The 20,086-nt window shown below is 68.3% G+C and carries 17 protein-coding genes; 9 read left to right on the forward strand and 8 right to left on the reverse strand.

Annotated features, from left to right (window positions below; all coding sequences use genetic code 11):
- Nucleotides 1-104 precede the first annotated feature (104 nt).
- Genes ABT340_RS14040 through ABT340_RS14055 form a run of 4 tightly spaced genes read right to left on the reverse strand, consistent with a single transcriptional unit; the run spans nucleotide 105 to nucleotide 3,056 of the window.
- Entirely contained in the window at nucleotides 105-779 is a 675-nt protein-coding gene (locus tag ABT340_RS14040) for an NAD(P)-dependent oxidoreductase (RefSeq protein ID WP_352011102.1), read from the reverse strand.
- Complete coding sequence (locus ABT340_RS14045; RefSeq protein ID WP_352011103.1) at nucleotides 776-1,597, reverse strand: SGNH/GDSL hydrolase family protein; 822 nt, start codon at nucleotides 1,595-1,597, stop codon at nucleotides 776-778. The genes ABT340_RS14040 and ABT340_RS14045 overlap by 4 nt, the downstream gene beginning before the upstream one ends.
- Nucleotides 1,594-2,304, reverse strand: a complete 711-nt coding sequence (locus ABT340_RS14050; protein WP_352011104.1) for a hypothetical protein — start codon at nucleotides 2,302-2,304, stop codon at nucleotides 1,594-1,596. Before ABT340_RS14050 ends, ABT340_RS14045 begins: the two co-directional genes overlap by 4 nt.
- Nucleotides 2,301-3,056 carry an SDR family NAD(P)-dependent oxidoreductase gene (locus ABT340_RS14055; protein WP_352011105.1) on the reverse strand — a complete coding sequence of 252 codons (756 nt, stop codon included), beginning with the start codon at nucleotides 3,054-3,056 and terminating at the stop codon, nucleotides 2,301-2,303. The genes ABT340_RS14050 and ABT340_RS14055 overlap by 4 nt, the downstream gene beginning before the upstream one ends.
- 68 nt (nucleotides 3,057-3,124) lie before the next feature.
- On the opposite strand from ABT340_RS14055, the gene ABT340_RS14060 reads away from it, so the two are divergent.
- The 3 genes from ABT340_RS14060 (at nucleotide 3,125) to ABT340_RS14070 (ending at nucleotide 5,500) form a co-directional block, all read left to right on the forward strand.
- The gene (locus ABT340_RS14060; protein WP_352011106.1) at nucleotides 3,125-3,613 is read left to right on the forward strand and encodes a MarR family winged helix-turn-helix transcriptional regulator; all 489 of its coding nucleotides are present in this window, start codon (nucleotides 3,125-3,127) and stop codon (nucleotides 3,611-3,613) included.
- 73 nt (nucleotides 3,614-3,686) lie between these two features.
- Complete coding sequence (locus ABT340_RS14065; RefSeq protein WP_352011107.1) at nucleotides 3,687-4,103, forward strand: DUF3151 domain-containing protein; 417 nt, start codon at nucleotides 3,687-3,689, stop codon at nucleotides 4,101-4,103.
- 113 nt (nucleotides 4,104-4,216) lie between these two features.
- A complete protein-coding gene (locus tag ABT340_RS14070) occupies nucleotides 4,217-5,500 on the forward strand; it encodes an adenylosuccinate synthase (RefSeq protein ID WP_352011108.1) in 1,284 nt (427 codons plus the stop codon).
- A gap of 94 nt (nucleotides 5,501-5,594) precedes the next feature.
- Here the strand turns inward: ABT340_RS14070 and ABT340_RS14075 are convergent, their stop codons facing one another.
- Nucleotides 5,595-5,993 (reverse strand): nuclear transport factor 2 family protein, encoded by a 399-nt coding sequence (locus ABT340_RS14075; protein ID WP_352011109.1) that lies wholly within the window; start codon nucleotides 5,991-5,993, stop codon nucleotides 5,595-5,597.
- A gap of 62 nt (nucleotides 5,994-6,055) precedes the next feature.
- Between ABT340_RS14075 and ABT340_RS14080 the strand changes: the two genes are divergently transcribed.
- Complete coding sequence (locus ABT340_RS14080; protein ID WP_352011110.1) at nucleotides 6,056-6,553, forward strand: winged helix-turn-helix transcriptional regulator; 498 nt, start codon at nucleotides 6,056-6,058, stop codon at nucleotides 6,551-6,553.
- A 5-nt stretch (nucleotides 6,554-6,558) separates the two neighbouring features.
- Here ABT340_RS14080 and ABT340_RS14085 read toward each other — a convergent pair whose 3' ends face one another.
- Nucleotides 6,559-7,143 (reverse strand): HD domain-containing protein, encoded by a 585-nt coding sequence (locus ABT340_RS14085; RefSeq protein WP_352011111.1) that lies wholly within the window; start codon nucleotides 7,141-7,143, stop codon nucleotides 6,559-6,561.
- A gap of 121 nt (nucleotides 7,144-7,264) precedes the next feature.
- Between ABT340_RS14085 and ABT340_RS14090 the strand changes: the two genes are divergently transcribed.
- The 3 genes from ABT340_RS14090 to ABT340_RS14100 all read left to right on the forward strand — a co-directional run bounded on the left by ABT340_RS14090 (nucleotide 7,265) and on the right by ABT340_RS14100 (nucleotide 14,872).
- On the forward strand, nucleotides 7,265-8,374 hold the full coding sequence (locus ABT340_RS14090) for a GlxA family transcriptional regulator (RefSeq protein WP_352011112.1): 1,110 nt from the start codon (nucleotides 7,265-7,267) through the stop codon (nucleotides 8,372-8,374).
- 382 nt (nucleotides 8,375-8,756) lie between these two features.
- Nucleotides 8,757-14,303, forward strand: a complete 5,547-nt coding sequence (locus tag ABT340_RS14095; RefSeq protein WP_352011113.1) for a LamG-like jellyroll fold domain-containing protein — start codon at nucleotides 8,757-8,759, stop codon at nucleotides 14,301-14,303.
- Between the two features lie 203 nt (nucleotides 14,304-14,506).
- Nucleotides 14,507-14,872 carry a hypothetical protein gene (locus tag ABT340_RS14100; RefSeq protein ID WP_352011114.1) on the forward strand — a complete coding sequence of 122 codons (366 nt, stop codon included), beginning with the start codon at nucleotides 14,507-14,509 and terminating at the stop codon, nucleotides 14,870-14,872.
- Nucleotides 14,873-15,052: 180 nt separating this feature from the next.
- On the opposite strand, the gene ABT340_RS14105 is transcribed toward ABT340_RS14100, so the two are convergent.
- Nucleotides 15,053-15,976 carry an alpha/beta fold hydrolase gene (locus ABT340_RS14105; RefSeq protein WP_352011115.1) on the reverse strand — a complete coding sequence of 308 codons (924 nt, stop codon included), beginning with the start codon at nucleotides 15,974-15,976 and terminating at the stop codon, nucleotides 15,053-15,055.
- A 55-nt stretch (nucleotides 15,977-16,031) separates the two neighbouring features.
- Between ABT340_RS14105 and ABT340_RS14110 the strand changes: the two genes are divergently transcribed.
- The gene (locus ABT340_RS14110) at nucleotides 16,032-16,607 is read left to right on the forward strand and encodes a TetR/AcrR family transcriptional regulator (protein WP_352011116.1); all 576 of its coding nucleotides are present in this window, start codon (nucleotides 16,032-16,034) and stop codon (nucleotides 16,605-16,607) included.
- A 47-nt stretch (nucleotides 16,608-16,654) separates the two neighbouring features.
- Here ABT340_RS14110 and ABT340_RS14115 read toward each other — a convergent pair whose 3' ends face one another.
- A complete protein-coding gene (locus ABT340_RS14115) occupies nucleotides 16,655-18,346 on the reverse strand; it encodes an SGNH/GDSL hydrolase family protein (protein ID WP_352011117.1) in 1,692 nt (563 codons plus the stop codon).
- A 311-nt stretch (nucleotides 18,347-18,657) separates the two neighbouring features.
- Between ABT340_RS14115 and ABT340_RS14120 the strand changes: the two genes are divergently transcribed.
- On the forward strand, nucleotides 18,658-20,049 hold the full coding sequence (locus ABT340_RS14120) for a hypothetical protein (RefSeq protein WP_352011118.1): 1,392 nt from the start codon (nucleotides 18,658-18,660) through the stop codon (nucleotides 20,047-20,049).
- Nucleotides 20,050-20,086: the final 37 nt, after the last annotated feature.

Genomic DNA, 20,086 nt, shown 5'->3' on the forward strand with positions numbered 1-20,086 from the left:
GTCACCCCGTTCGGAGATCCCGGCGGCCCGCCTCGTTCGGGGTTGACGGCGGGCCGCCGGGAAACCGTTTCCGGCCCACCCCCGTCGTGGGGCCGGACACCGGGTCACGAACCGACCTCGACCGTCCTTCCCCAGGTCTCCCGGTCCTCGACGTGCCCGATCATGTAGTCGGCCAGGTCCGCCCTGGAGACGCTGCGCAGTCCCTCCAGGTGGCCGTCGATCGCGGCGCGGGGGTGCCCGGTCGCCGGTTTGTCGGTGAGCATGGGCGGGCGGATGATCGTCCAGTCCACGGAGCCCGCCTTGACGAGGCGTTCCATGGCGGCCATGTCGGCGTAGCCGTACCGGTAGAGGCGCTGGATGACAAGCCTGGTGACCAGGCGCTGGGCCAAGGGGGTTCCCGGTGGGATCTCCAGGCCCGCGGACGACAGGCACAGCAGCCGCCGTACCCCGGTGCCGAGCATGGCGTCGATGATGTTGGACGTGCCCCGCGAGTAGACGGTCGTGGGGTGTTTGCGGTCCCTGCTGCCCAGGCAGGACAGGACAGCGTCGTGGCCGCCGACGTCCTGCCGCCACGTCCCGGGTTCCAGGACGTCGCCCCGGACCACGGTCAGCCGGGGGTCCCCACCCACAGCCCCACCGACAGCCCCACCCACGGCACCGCCCGCGCCGAGCCTCGCCGGGTCCCGCACGACGGCGGTGACGTCGTGACCGGCGTCGAGGGCCCGGACCACGACCTGCAGGCCGGTGCCGCCCGTCGCGCCGAAGACGATCAGCTTCACGTGAGGTCCGCGAGGGTCTCGACCACGGCGACGGCCAGAGCCCGCTGGCCCGCGAGGGACAGGTGCACCCCGTCGTCGAGGTGGGCGTGGGCGCCCTCCTTCGCGACGGCGGGGCCGCCGCCGACCACGGGCTCCGGCTGGGCGGCCAGGAAGGCGCCCACGGGGTCGAGGTCGCGGTCGCTCCAGGAGAAGCCGCCCTGCAGGAACGGCTGGTAGGCCGCGACCCGCGCGTCGTCGATCGGGCTCGGCGCGACCCACACCCAGCGGGCTCCGGTGCGCGCGGTGACGATGTCGCGCAGCGCTCCCAGGTTGCGGCCGGTCTCGGCGGGGCTGACCAGGATCGGCCCCTCGGGGCCGCCGAAGCGCCGCACGTCGTTGGCACCCAGCATGCACAGCACCCAGTCGGGCCGCTGGAAGGCCACCGCGGGCGAGCCGGCCAGGGCCTGGGTGCTCGTCTGCCCGGAGACGGCCGTGTTCACCAGGACGATCCCGTCGCCGGGACGCCGCAGGGCGAGGAGGTGGCGCAGGATCTCGAACCAGGACAGCAGGTCGTCGGTCGTGCTCTCGCCGACGGCCACGACGCGCAGGCCGGGTTCGAAGGGCAGCCTGTCCACCTTCGCGGCGAACGCCGGGTCGTCGAGCAGTTCCTCCGCCGTCCGGCGCACCTGGTCCTCGTGGTCGCGGCGTATCCGCAGGTAGGCGTCCTCGTCGAGACCGAAGAGCGCGGCGACGCGGGTGTCGTCGAGCCCGCCGAGATAGCCGAGGACCTTCTCCGGGTGCTGGAACCTGATGAGCTTTTCGAGTATCGCGGTGTTCACGGGGTCTCCTTCGTGACGGTCGGGCGGCCGTTGCCGCGGGTCCGGGTGCGGGGCAGCAGGAATCCGGCGGCCACCAGCCAGGCCATGCCGCCGAAACGGGCCACGGGCAGCAGTACGGCCAGCCCGGTCAGCGGGATGACGAGGGTGGTCAGCTCGGCCACCACGGCGATCACCAGGCCGGCCAGCGCGAACGGGCGCGGCAGCAACCCGGCCAGCCAGCCCGGTACGGCGACGCCCGCGATGAGCAGTCCCAGGAAGACGACGTGCCCGACGCCGCCGGTGGCGAAGGCCAGGAAGTGCAGCGCACGGACCACACCGGGCTCCGCGATCACCTCGGGGCGCGAGAGCGTCCAGCTGAACAGCGCGGACATGGTCAGCATGACCGAGGCGAGCGCGCCGCCCGTCAGGGCGATGACGGCGCCGGGCGCGCGGACGCCGAGGTTGTGCAGCCGGGCCGAGGCGGTCGCGGCGTAGACGGCCAGCGGGACCGAGGCGGCGAACTGCAGGAACCCGGTCACCGCGACGGCGTTGCCGTTCTCCCTGAAGTAGTCGACGACCCCGTCCCCGAAGGGCGAGGGGAAGGTCGCGCCACCCGCCATGATCGTGCTGACGATGATCCCGGCCAGGAACAGCACGGTGAACACGACGCCGAGGACGCCCAGCGGAGGGCCGCCCTGGCCGTTGCGCCGTACGGTCGTCTCGCTCACACGATCACCCGGCCGCCGGTCAGGTCGAGGGTGACCCCGGTCACCCAGGACGAGGCGTCCGAGACGAGGTACAGGACGGCCTGGGCGACGTCCTCGGGACGCCCGATGCGGCCCAGGGGGTAGGAGGCGGCCAGCCCGTCGAGTTGCTCGTCGGACATGAACCGCCGCATGCGTTCGTTGAGCACGGCCGAGGGGGCCACGCAGTTGACGCGGACGCCGTGGCCGCCGACCTCGTTGGCCAGGTGTTTGGTGAACATCACCACCCCGGCCTTCGCGGCGGCGTAGGCGGCGTTCGCCCCGCCGGGGTGGCGTCCCGCCGTCGAGGACATGGTGACGATCGCGCCCCGGCCCCGCTCGACCATGGCGGGCAGGAACGCGGAGACCGTCAGGTAGACCGAGGTCAGGTCGGACTCGATGACCGCGCGCCAGCGGGCGGCCCCGAGATCGGCCGTGGGGGCGGGTGCCCCGGAGCCGCCCGCGAAGGCGGCGAGGATCTCGACCCGCCCGAGCTCGCGTTCGATCCGCTCGCGCATGGCCGACACCTGGTCCTCGTCGGTGACGTCCGCGGGTACGGCAAGCGCCGTACCTCCCCGTGCGGTGATGTCGGCGACGACCTCGTCGATCGCCGCCCGGTCGCGGCCGTTCACCGCGACCTTCGCGCCGCTGGCCGCCAGGACACGGGAGGTCTCGGCACCGATCCCCCGTGAGCCGCCGGTCACCAGCGCGACCCTGCCCGTCATGTCGTGGGACACGCTCTTCTCCGTTCTCTTTACTGAACTATTCATAGCAGAGAACTATTCACTACAGCTACCATCGCTCCATGACCACAGAGGAGCACGACAGCGGGACGGCGCCATGGTCGAAGCCCAGGGGCACCGCGTTCCTGCTCTCGCAGGTGGGCGCGCACGCGGCGGCGCGCTTCGCCGAGCGGGTCGGCGCCCTGGGCGTCGCCCCCTCGGACGTCGGTCTGCTGCGCATGATCGCCATGCGCCCCGGGCGCAGCCAGCAGTCCCTGGCCGGGGAGCTCGGGGTCGTGCCCAGCCGGGTCGTCACGCTGGTCGACGGCCTGGAGCGCAAGGGGCTCGTCGAACGGCGGCGCAACCCCCAGGACCGCCGCAACTACGCCCTGCACCTCACCGAGGAGGGCTCACGCGTGATGGCCGGGATGCGCGAGGTGGGCACCGCGCACGAGAACGACATCTGCGCCGCCCTCGACGAGGCCCAGCGTGAGCAGCTCGCCGCCCTCCTGGAGGCCGTCGCCGTACAGCAGGGCCTCACCCCCGGAGTCCATCCGGGCTACCGCCGCTGAGCCCGCAGAAGTAAGGCACGTCTCAGGCGGCCGATCTTGGCCTGACCCCGTCCCAACGGGTAGGACTGTCCCTATGGAATCCGAGAACCTTCTCGCCGGTCCGCCGCCCACCAGGCTGCCCGACCTGCCCGAGGCCAGGCAGGCGCTGGAGTCCGGCGCCCAGGCCTCAGACGTCGCCGCGCGCTTCCCCGCCTACCCCGCCGCCTGGGGCGCCCTCGCCGACGAGGCGTTCGCCGCCGGACACGCGGTGACCTCCTACGCCTTCGCCAGGACCGGCTATCACCGCGGTCTCGACCAGCTCCGCAGGGCGGGCTGGAAGGGCCACGGTCCCATCCCCTGGGAACACGAGCCCAACCGCGGTTTCCTGCGCTGCCTGCACGCTCTGGGCCGCGCGGCCCAGGCCATCGGCGAGAAGGACGAGGCGGAACGTTGCCAGCAGTTCCTGAGGGATTCGAGCGCCACCGCCGCCGAGGAACTGAACGGACGCTGACCCGCCAGGAAACGGACAATCCCCATTTCCCACCAGGTCAGGTATTCTCACCTCGCAAGAGCCCCTGTCGCGATTGCGTCAGGGGCTTTGGTTTTTGCGGTTGGAGACTAACGATGCCGGCTGTCGTTCTCGTGGGTGCCCAGTGGGGCGATGAGGGCAAGGGCAAGGCGACCGATCTGCTCGGTGACCAGGTCGACTACGTCGTCAGATACCAGGGTGGCAACAACGCGGGACACACGGTCGTCATCGGCGACCAGAAGTACGCGCTGCATCTGCTGCCGACGGGAGTGCTCTCCCCCAACGTCATCCCGGTGATCGGCAACGGTGTCGTCATCGACCCGGGTGTGCTGCTGAGTGAGATCGACGGCCTCCAGGCCCGTGGCGTCTCCTCGGAGCGTCTGCTCATCTCCGCGAACGCGCACTTGATCATGCCGCACCACAAGGCCCTCGACAAGGTCTCCGAGCGCTACCTCGGCAAGGCCAAGATCGGCACGACCGGCCGCGGCATCGGTCCCGCGTACGGCGACAAGATCTACCGCATGGGCATCCGGGTCCAGGACCTGCTCGACCCGGGCATCCTGCAGAAGAAGATCGAGATCGCCCTGGGTGAGAAGAACCAGATCCTCACCAAGATCTACAACCGTAGGTCCATCGACGCGAACAAGGTCCTCGACGAGTACCTCGGCTACGCCGAGCGTCTCAAGCCGCACATCGCCGACACCTCCCTGATCCTGAACAGGGCCCTCGACGAGAACAAGGTCGTGCTGCTCGAAGGCGGTCAGGGCAACCTGCTCGACATCGACCACGGCACCTACCCCTTCGTCACCTCCTCCTCCCCGACCAGCGGCGGCGCCTGCTCGGGTTCCGGCATCCCGCCGACCCGTCTGACCCGCGTGATCGGCATCCTCAAGGCCTACACGACCCGTGTCGGCTCCGGCCCGTTCCCGACCGAGCTCGACGACGAGATGGGCGACTGGCTGCGCACGACCGGCGGCGAGTACGGCGTGACCACCGGCCGCAACCGCCGTTGTGGCTGGTTCGACGCCGTCATCGCCCGCTACGCCAGCCGGATCAACGGCGTCACCGACTTCTTCCTCACCAAGCTGGACGTCCTGTCCGGCCTTGAGCGCATCCCGGTGTGCGTCGCCTACGAGGTGGACGGGGTCCGCTACGACGAGATCCCGATGACCCAGACCGACTTCCACCACGCCAAGCCGATCTACGAGGAGTTCCCCGGCTGGCAGGAGGACATCTCCGGCGCCAAGTCCTTCGAGGACCTGCCCGCCAACGCCCAGGCGTACGTCAAGACCCTGGAGAGCATGAGCGGTGCCCGCATCTCGGCCATCGGTGTCGGCCCCGGCCGTACCGAGACCCTGCAGGTCCACTCGCTGATCTGATCCCGTACGGCCCGCGGACGCGGGGACGGTGCCCGGCGCCGTCCCCGCGTCGCGTTTCCCTCTCCCTGCCTTCCCGTGCCCCCGCGCCGGGAATTCAGGCCTCGGAACCGCGCAGGGCCGCGTCGAGTTTGAGGGTGTCCTCGACGACGACGTCGTCGACCATGCGGCCCCAGCGGAGGGTGACCCACTGCATGGCGAGGTTGCGGTACGGCGTCCCGTCCCGCAGGGTGCCGACGACCTGCAGGCACACCGCGACCTTGGTGTTCCACGGCCAGCCGTTGGCCACGACGTCGACGAGCCTCAGCCGGACCCCGGGCAGACGCTCCTCGAAACGGGCGAACCACGCCCGGAACGCGTCGCGGCCCCGCACGTCCGCGCCCAGCGCCGTGTCCCCGACGAACCGGAAGCGCACATCGGGAGCGGCCATCGCGACCGCCGCCTCGTAGTCGCCCGCGCCCACCTTGCGCCAGGTTCTCCTGACAACGGACCGCACAATAGCGTGATACATGAAGCGCAAGGTATCCTGCTGACTTGCTTTAAGCAAGGGACTCAAATATGACCAGAACGGACTTCACCGGCATCGCATGTTCGATCGCCCGTTCCGCGGCGATCGTGGGTGACCCCTGGGCGCTGTTGATCATGCGTGACGTGACGCTCGGCCTGCACAGGTTCGACGACCTCCAGCGCGACCTGGGCGCCGCGACCAACGTGCTGAGCCAGCGCCTCGAACGGCTGGTGGAGGGCGGCCTGCTCCGGCGTGAGCGCTACGCCGAACGGCCCGACCGGTACGGCTACCACCTGACGGACAAGGGCCGGGACCTGGTGCCCGTCCTGCTCGCGCTGACCGCGTGGGGCGACCGCTGGGAGGCCGACGACGCGGGGCCGCCGCTGATCGTCCGGCACCACACCTGTGGCGACGACACCCGGGCCACCGTGACCTGCCGGTCGTGCGGCGGCGAACTGACCGCCGACCAGGTCGGCTACCACCCCGGCCCCGGCGGTCGCACGGACCGCGGCACCGCCCTGATCGGCACCGTGCTCGAAAGCCCCTGAGGCGGCTACTCCTCCAGCCTGTCGATCGGATTGGCGCCCATCAGGTCGGTCGCCCCGAGGGCCCGCTCCAGTTCGGCGAAGGAACCCTCCGGGTGCCGTCGGATCTCGCCGAGGAAGCGGTCGCGCATGTGCGAGGCGAAGCCGAGGCGCGGATAGGCCCTCAGAACGCCGGAGAGATCATCCCTCCTGACGTGCTCGTAGCCGAGCCCGCCGACGTCCAGGGCGGCCCCCGCCTGGATCACGCGGTACTCGGGCACCTTCTCGGCGTGGATGTTGGCGTGCCGCAGGATCGCCTCCTCGACCAGGTGGATCCGGTCCGGATCCCAGCCACGCCCTTCGAGGAAGCGGCACGCGTGGTCGGCCCCGACGCGCGCGAACTCCGCCTCGCCCCGGTAGTCCTCGGCCAGGCCGAGGTCGTGGAGCATGGCCGCGACGAAGGCCGCCTCCTCGTCGATCCCGGGTTCGGCGACCAGGTACCGGCCGAAGAGGTAGGTGCGGTAGCTGTGGTTGAGCAGATCCACGGGCTCGGCCTCGGCGGCGAGGGCGGCCGCCGCCTGGGCGATGGGCGAGTCGGGAATCGAGGGAATCATCGGGTGCTCCGTACGTCACCGGTGGATGGACGATCACCATCGTCGATCGGCGAAACCGATGTCCGCAAGGACATGCACATGTCATATCCGGCCATCGCATCCGTACGGCAGAGTGGGCACCGTGACTTCGCATCTCGTCGTGATCACCGTGTACGACGGTGTCGAACTGCTCGACGTCGCCGGACCGCTTGAGGTGTTCTCCACCGCCGACCGCCTTCTCGGCGAGGGCGCACCCGGCTACGAGATCGTGGTCGCCGGACCGGAGGCGGGCCTCGTCCGCTGCGCGGGAGGCGCCTCGATCGCCGCCGACGTCTCCTGGACGGAGCTGCGCCGCGAGATCGGGACGTTGATCGTGCCCGGTGGCCTGGTGCTGGACACGACCGGCCCCAGGGTCCTGCGGGCCGAACCGCTCGTCGAGTGGCTCACCACCCTCGCCGACCACGACGTACGGAGGATCACATCGGTCTGCGTCGGGGCCCACATCCTCGCGGCGGCCGGGCTGCTCGACGGACGGCGGGCGACGACGCACTGGGCGGCGGCGGAACGGCTCGCCGCCGACCACCCCGAGGTGACCGTCGCCCCCGACTCGATCTTCGTACAGGACGGGCACATCTGGACGTCGGCCGGGGTGACCGCGGGCATGGACCTCGCCCTCGCCCTGGTCGCCGAGGACCACGACGCCGAACTGGCCCGCCGGGTCGCCCGGTGGCTCGTCATGTACATGCGACGGCCCGGCGGGCAGAGCCAGTTCAGCGAACTCCTCGCGCACCCCTCGGCATCGGACGCCGGGATCGCTCGCCTGCAGGCGTGGATACCGGACCACCTCACCGAGGACCTCTCCAACGAGGCGCTCGCGCGCCGGGCCGGTCTCAGCGTCCGCCACTTCTCACGGCTCTTCCGCCGCCAGGTCGGGGTCACACCCGCCGACTACGTCGAGACGATCCGGGTGGAGGCCGCGGCGCGGCACCTGCTCCACACCGGCAGCGGTCTGCGGACCATCGCGAACACGGTCGGCCTCGGCTCCGTCGAGACACTCCACCGGGTCTTCAGACAGCGCTTCGGCGTCACCCCGACGGACTACCGCGAGCGTTTCACCACCGCTCGGCAGGATCTACCGAGTACCGCGACCGATTCCGACAAACGAGGAGCCGATCACCGCGCCGGCCCTTCATCGCCTTACGTCCGGGAACACCTGCCGCCGGACCGTTACCACTGTCGTCACATGGCATGAGCATTTGATTACATCGCGCCACTCCATGCCGTTTTCGAGCAGTCGAATTACATACTTTCAGGCAGCCTTCGATGTTCTTCGACGACAACTCCACCAGACCCGACATCACACCTTCACGTTCGTAACCAAAAGCTGCGGTCCATATGAAATATGTAGCGAACACCGGTACGCTACGCTGGAACTTCCTCACACTATGTGGCCATTTCCACCCCCGTCGCCCTCAGTGATGCGACAGGGACGAGAGTGACCCATCGCCTCGGAGCAGGGGTTCGTTACAGTTTTTTATTTCAAACTTATGGTGATAAATCTCATATTGATTTAAACCATTGACCAAATGTAAAGCTTGTTTACTATTTAAATTCCCGACAGATTGCGGGTGCTAGTGAACAAGTTGGTCAGCGCCGTAAGACCAAGCGGTAAACAACCCAAACGCCTCGCGGCCGCTGCGGCACTCACCGTGACGGCATCGCTGTTGGTGGTAGGCACGCTTCCCCAGGCCCAAGCGGATCCGATACCGTCCGCCGCTCCGCCTACCACCACATTCCCCCGCCCGAAAGATCCGGATGCACCATTACGTGCGGCGATCGCAGAAGCGCAAAAGCAAAACAAACCGGTGGCGGTAGAGGCCGTCTACACCGAGACCTCACGGACGTGGGCGTACCCCGACGGCCATCTGACCCTGCAGTCTTACGCCGCTCCCTCCCAGCTCAAACAGGCCGACGGTTCCTGGGCATGGATCGACACGAACCTGGTGGAGAATGACGGCGTTCTCAAGCCCAAGCTGGCCAAGGCCGACGTCGCCTTCTCTCTGGGAGGTGACGCGCCGTTCGCCGCCATGACGCGGGGCAAGGGACAGCGGTTCGCGTTGTCCTGGACCAAGAGCCTGCCCAAACCAGAAGTCACAGGCAATATCGCCCGCTACGTCGACGCCGCGGGACCTGGGGCCGACCTGGTCGTGACGGCTCTTCCAATGGGGTTCCGGCACGATGTGGTTCTGCACGAGCGCCCCACCGGCCCCGTCGAGTTACGTATCCCGGTCAGCACCAAAGGTCTGACCTTGAACGAGGGTAAAAAGGGTAAGGGGCTCACGCTGACCGATGCCAAGGGCAGACAGGTGGCCTCTGCCGCCGAACCCGTGGTCGTCGACGCCGGTCCGACTCCAGCCGAGGCCAACACACGCGAGGTGAAGCCGCCCCGGACCGGAAAGATCGACACGCGGGTGGTGACAGAGGACGGCCATCAGGTCCTGGTGCTGAAGCCCGATCAGGCGTTCCTGAACGACCCGGCTACCCGCTACCCGCTGACCGTGGACCCGACCACGACTCTGCCGCTGCTCAGCGACAAGGTGATTCAGAGCGACCCTCTGTACGACACCTCCACCTCCTCCCCCACTCTGATGACCAGCATGGAGCGGACCTTCGGTGACGGACACCTCACCCACACCAACTCGCTGCTGAAGTTCGACACCTCTGCCTTGACGGGCCGTTCAGTCGGCAACGCGAAGCTGGAGATGTACGCGGAGAAGGACGTCGCCTGCCGCTGGTTCGGCCCGGGCGGCGTCGAGGTCAAGCGCATCACCTCGGCCTGGACGCCGGATTCAGTGGGCTGGAGCAACAAGCCCACGGCGACCAGTTTCGGCTCCTCGATCCAGATCTGCCCCAGCACGCCGTCCATCGACGACAACGGCAACTGGATTCCCCGCACCATCACCTGGGACGTCACCGCGATCGCGAACGCCTGGGCGTCCGGCGCGCAGAGCGAAGGCCTCCAGGTCGCGCCCTACACCGATTTCGACCACCAGCCTTCGCAAGGGGGTGGGTTCTGGATCTACTACCACTCGGCTGAGCGGGTTGGGGGCAAGCCTCCCAAACTGACGGTGTCGTACTGGCTACCGCCCGAGATTCCCACGGTGACGGCCGAATCCATTGACTCGATGAACGGCAATGACGCCATCGCCCGCAGCCAGAGCGTCAAGGTCGGTTTCAAGTCCAGCGTCCCGGAAGGGACGAACCTGGACTACACCGTCACGGTCAACGACTCCACGATGACCCCACCACCCGCCTTCCCGACCGGCCACGTCGCCTACTGGAAATTCGACGAAGGTTCGGGGACTTCTACGGCAGCCGACTCCGGCGGCAACGGATACACCGCCACCTACTCCGGTAGCAGGCGCAAGCCGGTCCCCGGCAAGCTCGGCTCCGGCATGCAGCTCAACGACATGACCGGTAGCAACGGCTGCTGCATTCCCGACAGCTACGCCACCACCAGTGGTCCGGTGCTCAATCAGAACGCCAGCTTCTCCCTCAGCACCTGGGTCAAGCTGAACGACAGTGACTCCATTCAGTACGTGGCCAGCCAGGCTGGCACTCCGTACGGCTTCAGCATCTACTACCTGGGCAGCAGCTGGCAGAAGTGGCGCCTCCAGGTCTCCGGTACCGGCGGCACCGTCGGCACGGGCGTATGGGTCGACTCCCAGAAGCTGGTCAAGGCCGATACCTGGTCCCATCTGGTGGCGGTGTACGACGCCGGCGTGGGCAAGATCCGGCTTTATGTCGACGGCGTCCTGTCAGGCGAGACGGATTACCAGCCGACCGGCACGGTCACCAATGGCCCGTTCCGCATCGGAACCGGCGAAGCAGCCGCCTCGATCCACAACTTGCAGGGCGCGGTCGATGACATGCGCCTTTATCAGCGTGCCCTGACCCTTAAGGAGGTCAAGGATCTGTACGGCGAGGTGGCGGCCACCAGCTACAACGCCAAGCCGTCCGGTCAGTCCATCGAGCAGACCTTCCAGCTCGACAACCCGGCCAGCCTGAAGTTCGTGGTCAAAGCATGTCGCAGCGGCGTCACCCCGCCTTCCTGCAACGAGAGCCTGGCCTACCGTCTCACCTCCGACGCGCCGATGATGCCGTCCGACATCGAAACCAGCATGACGGACCCGACCCAGCCGATCCTGTCCGGCGTGGTCAATCGCCCGTCCAGGAACGTGGTGACTGCCAAGTACTACCTGTACGACGCCTCGGGCGCTCCGGTTGGTTCGACTCCTCTCGGCACCCGTACCGTGAACGGGGGTGAGCGGGCGTCGTTCCAGCTGCTGCCGGACACCGTACAACCGGGGAGCACCTACACCTGGCAGATGGCAGCCTGCGTAGGCCAGGGCAGTACGTCCCCAGAGCCGACGCCGACACCGACACCGACACCGACACCGACACCGACACCGACACCGACAGCCAATCCCAGCCTGAAGGCCTACTGGACCTTCGACGAGGGCACGGGCGGCACGGCGGCCGATTCCTCGGGGAACAACCACTCCGCCACTCTGACCGGGACGACGTGGGGAACCGGCAAGAACCAGTCCGGGCTGCAACTCGCCGGGACCTCCTCAAGCTATGGCGTCACCGGTGGACCAGCGATCCACACCAACGCCAGCTACACCGTCTCGGCCTGGGCCAAAATCGACAACATCACCGCCGACCACGCCATCGTCAGCCAGAACGGCTCCGTCAACAGTGCCTTCAAACTCGCCTACTATCCGGGCGACAAGAAGTGGCGTTTGGTCACCTACCAAGCTGACACCACCGGCGCCACACCTCTACGCGCCCTGTCCACGCAGGACGCTGTCGCCGGCCAGTGGACTCACCTGGTGGGCGTCTACGACGCCGCCGCAGGCAAGATCCGCCTCTACGTGAACGGTGTTCTCAATGCCGAGACCGCGTTCACCAGCAGCTGGGACGCGACCGGCAGCGTCCAGCTCGGCCGCACCAAGGCCAACGGGACCCTCAGCAACTACCTCAAGGGCACCATCGACGAGGTCCGTCTCTACCAGAGCGCGCTGAGCGCCACCGAGATCACCGCCCTGTACTCGACTCCGGCTTACTCAGCTCCGGCGCAGGCCGCGATCACTCCGGCCACGACCCAGGCGGCTGCCAGCGGTTCGGAGGTGTGCACCTCCAAGACCGCCCCGGTCTCCTTCACCACCACCGGCACGACCCCGCCTGCCGGGCCGCCGATGACCATCCACGAGATCACGCTCGGTGACGAGAGTGTCATCGTGAGAACAGCCAAGACCGGCGCGGACGCGTGCGACGGCCAGTCATGCTCGTTCGCCGACTCGACCACGGTCAAGGCAGGCGGTACGGGCGCGTCGCACACGGTATCCACTCTGAAGGTCAGCTTCGCCGAGCTACCGCAGGGATCAACGCCGATCGACGGAACGCTGCGCTTGGGAACACCTTCCTGCGAGGGCGCTCCGTGCTCCGGCGCTGTCGAGGTCAGCCTCGCTCCGGTCTCCGGTGAGGTCAGCTCATCCACGCGAGGTGCCGACGTCCAGGCCGCCCTTACGGTGGATCCAGGGACATCAGGGCCGATTCCGCCCGAAGGACTGCAGGTCAGCGGAGCCGCGCTGCTGAGCTGGATTGCGATCTCCTCCACCAGCGAGCAACCGGTCGAGTTCGGTGGCTCGACGCCCGTGGAGGTACACCTGCGCTACCGCTTGCCGTCCGCGCCCAGCGAGGTCAGCAATCTGCATGTCGCAGCCGCCAGCCACGGCGCGGTGCTCACGTGGAACCCGCCCGCCGATTCAGGCTCCACGGCGATCATCGAGAACTACGACCTCCAAGTGACCGACTCCGGTGGGCAGGTCGTCCAGACGCACACCATGAGCAACACTCATGCGGAGATCTCGAACCTCACTCCGGGAGCGAGTTACGCCATCGCCGTCCGCGCCAAATCGCCCTATGGGGAAAGCCCGTGGACGTCGACCGACGTCACGGTCCCGCTGACTCCGGCGAGTGCCTGCGACAATCCCACAGTCTTCGCCGCTGCCATCAAGACCTTCGAGGACGCGCTCAACGGCTTCCGCGAGCGGACGGTTCGCTCGGTGGAGGACGTCGCCTCAGCCAGCGAGACCGCGAAGTCTGCGAAGGCGATCCTGTTCACGCAGCAGCCTGACCTGGCGAATGTGGCCGAGAAGCTCAACCAACACGGGATCAAGCAGACCGATTCCTCTACCGATGTCACCGACGTGATGCTCCTGCACGATCAGGGAAGGCAGGTCACCACCGCTCGGGCCCAGGTAAGCCAGACATTCGACTATCTGGGCGACATCGGCACGAGCAACCCCACGTCCGAGGCTTCCGACACGCAGCGAACAGGTACCTACACCTTCTCGATGACGAGCTGCGACAAGATCCAGGTGCGGGGCTCCTCGGACCGGGATGCTCTCGTCTCGGTCACCCCGGATATGAACGAGGTCTCCACCGACCCGGGATCGATACCGGCGGACGGCATGGACCTGCCGATCGATGACGACGGATTCCCCTCGCTGCCCATCGACGACGCGTTCGCGAAGCAGTCAAAGGCCGCCGCCGCATCCGGCGGAATATCTTTGATCAACCGGACGGCCGCGGCGCAGTGGGCGGTCCAGCACCACCGGGATTCACCGCTCTTCGAAAATGACTGTACGAACTTCATGTCGAGAGCGCTTCGCTTCGGAGGTGGCGCTCATATCGACGTCAACGGGAAGAACGGCGTCTCCGACAATGATCGTCGTAATCCGTCGATGTGGTTCCAATCGAGCGAAAAAATCACATGGTACAACTCCTGGGCGATCAAGGCCACGACAAGCTGGAGCTGGTCCGGAGCCAACAACTTCTTCCAGTACTTCATGCGTTATTCGAAGCGCGCCGCCTGGGTGACCAGGTGGAGTGATCTTCAGGTCGGCGACATCCTGCTCTGGGACTACGACGGCGGCAGGCCGGACTTCGGCCACGCTGCCATGGTCAGCAAGCTCACCTCGAAGTCATGGAAAGGCGTACAGTACGCTCAGCACTCGGACCCCTATCCGGACCGCCCGCTGGCGGTTTCACTTCCGGGGGCCAAAAAAGACCACCCGAACATGAAGGTCTACGCGATAAGGGCACTGTTCTAGCCAGACGTCGCAGCCTAAACGAGGTGTGAGGAATGGGTGGCCTCCGGCAAGAAGGCCATCCATTCCTTGCCTCACCTCACCAGGATCGGAGCATTGTGCGAACGAAGCCGGGACGTGCGGTTCTCGCGCTGACCATCCTGTTCCTCCTGGTCAACGGCAGAAGCTGTGCCGCGTGCGACGTTTCGCAGGGGCCACCGGTCACCATGCCGAAGGACGACGCCGCCGCGGACGTGGTGGTCCGCGCCTATCTCGCCGCCGTCGCGGCGCGTGACCCCGACGCGGCCCGCGCCTTGTCGACGCCGTCCTATCACCGGCGTTTCCACGGCTGGCTGAACGACCCGATCAACACGTGGGCCGACGTGAAGGTCTCCAAAGTCGGCAGACCGATTTCCGACACCTATGGACCCGGCGGTTATCGGCAGGTTCAAAGAGTCCACGTCGATGTCGAGATCCGCCGGTGCAGCGAAGAGCCTCCTGACGACGACCGCCATTACCCCTACAGCTTCCTGGTCGGCAGGCAGTCGGACGACGCCCCCTGGAGAATCCTCGAATACGGAGGGGGCGGCTGACCACCGGGTGGCGCAGCCGACGGGCAGCGGGGCGGACGGTTCCTCGATGGGGAGGCGAGGGCGTCGGCCGCACCGGCGTCGCCGCGGTCGCGGTCACCGTGGTTGTGGGTCGTCCTTCGGGGTGATTCTCCGGAGTTCGACGGCCGCCGGATCCGCTTTCTCAGTTGACGGACGTCATGTTCACGAGCGGCGCTCGACCTCGGCCAGGAAGGCGTTGACGGTGGTCTCGACGCGCTCGGGGAACTCGCCGTTGACGGCGTGCGACGCCTCGGGCCAGAGTTCGACGGTGCCGTGCCGCAGGAGGCGGCGTGCCCGTGCCACGGCCTTCTCCGGATTGTGGATGATGCTCCGGCCGCCGATCACCACCAGGGTGGGCAGGTCGATCCCGGCGATCTGCTCGTCGGTGGGGTAGTCGGGCCGGGGAAGGGCGGCGGTGAAGTCACGCATGCCGGAGGCGATCAACTCGGCGACGGGCTCGTCCTCCGAGGCGTCGGCGCCACCGGAGATCCAGCTCAGCAGGCGTCGCCGTACCGCGCCGGGCATGGGGAGCACCGACCCCAGGGAGACGACGACGACCTTCCAGGTGATGCCGCCGAAGGTGACGGCCGGTTCGAGCAGGACGAGCGAGCGGATCCCGGCCGGTCGGCGGACGACGAGGTTGAGCGCGGACCAGCCGCCGATCGACAGCCCCAGCACGTGGAGCTCCGGCTCCGGCAGGGCGTCGACCAGCGAGGTGAGCCAGGCCGCCTGGTCCTCGGAGGAGGTCAGCGGCCGGGTCTGCACGGACAGGCCCGGCTCTCCCATGAGGTCCACCGCGTACACCGGGCGGTTCCTCGCCAGGCCCGCCAGGTTGGCCTCCCACATGGGCGCGGCCGCCGCACGACCGGGCAGCAGCAACAGCGGCACCCCGTCGGCGGGCCCGAACCGGTAGGCGCGGACGGTGCCGAAGTCGGTCGGCACGTCCAGCGTCGCGCTCGGCGCGGGCAGGGTCGCCAGCGCTCGGTCGTAGGCCTGCCGATATCTGGCGTAGGCGGCGGCGTCGTGGAAGTGACCGAGCCTGTCCGCCCTGAATGCCGCTCCGACGTTCGGCGCGATGGTGTCCATGGCAACCCCCTCGTTTACGATACGATCGTACTGTAAACGCTCCACGGAGGTGACGATGCCGAAGCGCGTGGACCACGACGCGCGGCGTGAGGAGATCGCCAGGGCGGCGCTTCGGCTGTGCGTGCGCGAGGGCCCGGAGGCGGTGACCGTCGGGCGCGTCGCGGTGGAGGCCTCGATCTCCAAGGGCCTGGTCCAGCACTACTTCCCCGCCAAGGAAGAGCTGTTGCGGCTGGCCGCGACCATGCGGCGGCACGACATCGAGAGCGCCTTCGCGGCAGCCGTACGGCCGGGTGATCCGCCGCGTACGGCGCTGCGTCAGGTCCTCCTGGCCCTCGTGGACCTCGGCGCCGAACAGATCCTGACGGGCCACGCCTTCCTCGCCTCGACCGCCGCGAACCCCCAGCTCCACCGGCTCTACCGGGAGGGGCTGTCCGCCGCGACGGCCGCCGTCACGCGGCTCGTCGCCGAGGCCTACGGTCCGGCCGTCGCCGCCGAGGCGGAGGCGCGCATCCTGCTCGGCGCGGCGGGCGCGCTCGCCGACGCGCTCATGCTGGGTGAGACCGACCGCGACACGGCCGTCGCGACCCTCGACCTGCAGCTGAACCGCCTCGCCGCCGATCCGGCCTCATGACCATCGGTGCGGGCCCTCCGGCGCCGGAGGGCCCGCACCCTGGGGCTTCACTGCATCGGCACCTTGACCATGGTGGGGGTGCAGGGGATGTACAGCAGTTGCTGACAGGTGGCGGTCGTTCCGCCGCTGTTCGGCACCCCGGTCGGGAAGGGGTTCAGGAGGCTGGGGTCCGGGACGGGGTCACCCGGCCGGACCGTCTTGACCGGCTCAAGGACGACGACGGTGCCGTGGTCGGTGCCGGTCGGGGTACCGGGGTTCGGGTTACCGGGGTTGCCCGGGTTGCTCGGGTTGCCGCCGCCGGGGAAGAGCCAGGAGGAGGGCGGGGTGCCGATGACGACGCCCGTCGGAGCCCAGGGGGAACCGCCCCTGCCTCCGCCACCGCCACCGCCACCACCGCCGCCGCCGGTGGAACCGCCGTCGCCCGGGGTCCAGTCCGGCGGCTCCCACACCGTCGACGACTGGCACGGGCGGGCCGGAGCGTCCGGTGCCGGCGCGCCCGCCTCGGGCACCGCCTTGACGCCCACCTCGGCCGCGATCATCAGCGCGTAGTAGTTCGCCAGTACGGCGGCGCCCGCCCTGGTGGGGTGCGCGGTCTGCTGGACCCTGTTGAAGGTCGTGGGCCCCGCCTGGATGGCCAGGTTGCGGACGTACGGGCTGCGGCTGCCCAGTTCGTGTCCGGCGAAGGCGTTCTGGATGTCGAGCAGGTCGGCCTGGACACCGTGGGAGACCAGGACCTGCATCGCCTTCCTCATCGAGGCGGTCAACTGGCCCGCCAGCGGCTCCAGCTGGTCGAGGTTGGTGTTGTGCCAGTTCAGGAGCCTGCCCATCACCCCGGTCGGCAGCTGCCCCGCCTTCACGCTCTGGGGGTAGTTGACGAGCATGACCCTCGTCTTCGAACCCCCGGAGGCGTGCATCGCGCGTACCAGCTGGACGTAGCGGGCCGAGAGCGTCGAGGGAGTGGTGAGCGGGCGCTGCAGCGGAGGAGTGGGGGGAGCCGAGTCCGCCCATTCGGTCTCGTCCGCGCGTGAGGTGTCCAGCAGGGGCAGGTTGTTCCTGATGATCGCGCTCTGCGCGGCGCCCCCCTTCAGCATGTCCTGGACCCGCGGCCCGAACTGGACGTCGTTGCCGCCGAATCCGGCGATGACCAGGTCCGTTTCCCGGGTGATGCCCTCCTGCTGCGGCGGGTTGTCGCGGTTCTCGTTGTCCAGCTGCCGGACGAAGTAGTGCTGCGACGACGCGCCGGAGGAGGCGTTGAACCGTACGTCGAAGTGGACGTCGGGATTGGCCCGCCGCAACTGGTCGATCGCCACCATGACGGCGGCGTTGGGCGACCTGTGCCGCCAGTCGGTCTGGTAGTCCTCGGCGGAGTATCCGGGGGCGGGAACCGGCCCGTTGGGCCCGGGAATCATCGGCGGAGGGACGACGCCCTTCTTGTTGTAGTAGTCACTCGTCCCCTCACCGGACATGTAGGAGTCACCGGTGATGACGATTCTGACGACGCGTTGCCCCGGTAACGGGACCGGCTGGGTTCCGAAGGCGTTGAAGGCCGGGCCGCCGGGTCCGCTTCCCGGTTCGCAGAGGTCGGTGTTCCCGTACTCGGCGATGATCTGCCCCAACGTGAAAGGCGGGTCCTTCTCGGTCCCCGCCGGATCGAGGGGCGGTTTCGTGGGGGAGATCTGCGCGGACGCCGCGCCCGTCGCTGCCCACGTCATACCGGCGACCAACATGGCGACCGTCATGACCTGCAATTTAGGTGTTTTGCGTCGCATGCGGCGATTTTCGCAGTGGATCACAATGGCGACAATTAGACTAAAGTAGATATATTTCCTATTAGACCGGGATATTTCACCAAAGGCACGCAAGAGCTTCCGCAACGTCGGCTCGCGATGGCCGGCGGCTTCCTGTTCCTGTCGGCCTTCGCCTCACCGCCCTCAGCGCGACGCGGCCGGGGGGATTCGCCCGGGCGGTAAACGCATTTTCTGTGGTGGGTGTCATATCTGACATACGCGACATCCGTCGCGAGGGAAAACGCGGATGTGGAAGGGAATTCATGCTGCCGTTAAGCGGTGTGACCCAGCAGGAACCGTTCACCCACCCCCAGCTCCCCCAGCCTCCGCTCCGTGCGACGCTGCACCGGTTGGTACGGCGCGCCTACGACAGGGTCCGGCCGGCCGACCTGGGCGCGTTGCGGGTCGCGCTCGGCAGTACCGGCGTGGACAACTACGCCAGGACCGCCGCCCCGTTGAACTACGCGAACGCGGCGGCCAACGACACCCTGGAAAAGCTGATCACGGTCCTCGCCGACAGGACCCCGTACGTCGCACAGGCCGGAAACCGGCAGAACCAGCCTCCGGGCGACGCCGGTCAGGCGGTGCTGAAGACCATGGTGGACGAGGCGACCACCGCCTTCACCCAGATCGCGGCGGGCAACGCCGACGCGCACATCACCGCCGTCTTCAACCTGCCGGACGGCACCAGGCTGCCGAAGATCAAGCAGAGGTTCACCGACGCCGCGAACGGGCTGAGGCGCCTCTACGACAACCGGATGATCCTGCTGGACAGCCGTGGTGACCTGGCCATCCAGGGTGCCGGGGCCGTGTCGTCACCCGAGTCGCTGACCGTCCCCATGGCGTTCGCGGACGCCCGCACCGACGGCCGGGTCCGCACCCTGCTGCACGAGTCCTTCCACATCGCCGGCAAGGACATCGTGGACCACATCTACTTCGGCGCGGCGGGCTTCGCCACGGTCGACTGGCCTGCCATGAAGACCAACGCCGACCACTACGCCGAGGTGGCCAGGCGCCACACGAACCTCGTCCTGCCCGCGCCCGCGCCGCTCGCCGTACTCGCCCCGGCCGCCGGTCCGGCCCTGACGGTTCCGCAGGAGACCAGGGTGCGCCAGGCGCTGACGGAGGCCCAGGAGCGTCTCACCAAGGGCTGGGCGCGGTCGCTGTGGGTGTGGCAGAACATGGTGTTCGTCCAGAAGTACCAGAACTCCTACATCTGGCTGGATGAGGCGCCGACCGAGTTGCTGTACCGGCAGCTCATGCTGGAGTCGCAGCAGATCTCGATGACCCTGCACCACGGGCCCGGCGGCCGCTCCACCACCCCGGTCGACACCTCGCCGGTCCTTCCCCTGATCACCGCCTACGACCTCGCGGTGATGGAGGAGGTCCTGGCCGACCTGCACCGGCTGGTCGGCTGGGGTCAGGCGCAGCAGACCGTGCACGTCCTGGCGGCCGGGACGCCCCTGCCCGCGGGGAACGCGGCCTACCTGTGGGCCGCGGACGTGACGAACGCGGCGACGCCGGTGTCCAACCTCGCCGACCAGCTCGTCGCCCAGGCCACCCAGTCTCTGGCCGGCCCCTGGCTGCCGACCGCCGCCGCCCTCAAGACCCTCGTGGACGGCATGCGCGCCCGTCACGGCCAACTCTCCAGCTGAACGCCGGAAGGGCGTCGGAGCCCCCTTGTCCGACGCC

This window comes from Streptosporangium sp. NPDC000239 (genome assembly GCF_040300765.1).
Lineage (GTDB): Bacteria > Actinomycetota > Actinomycetes > Streptosporangiales > Streptosporangiaceae > Streptosporangium.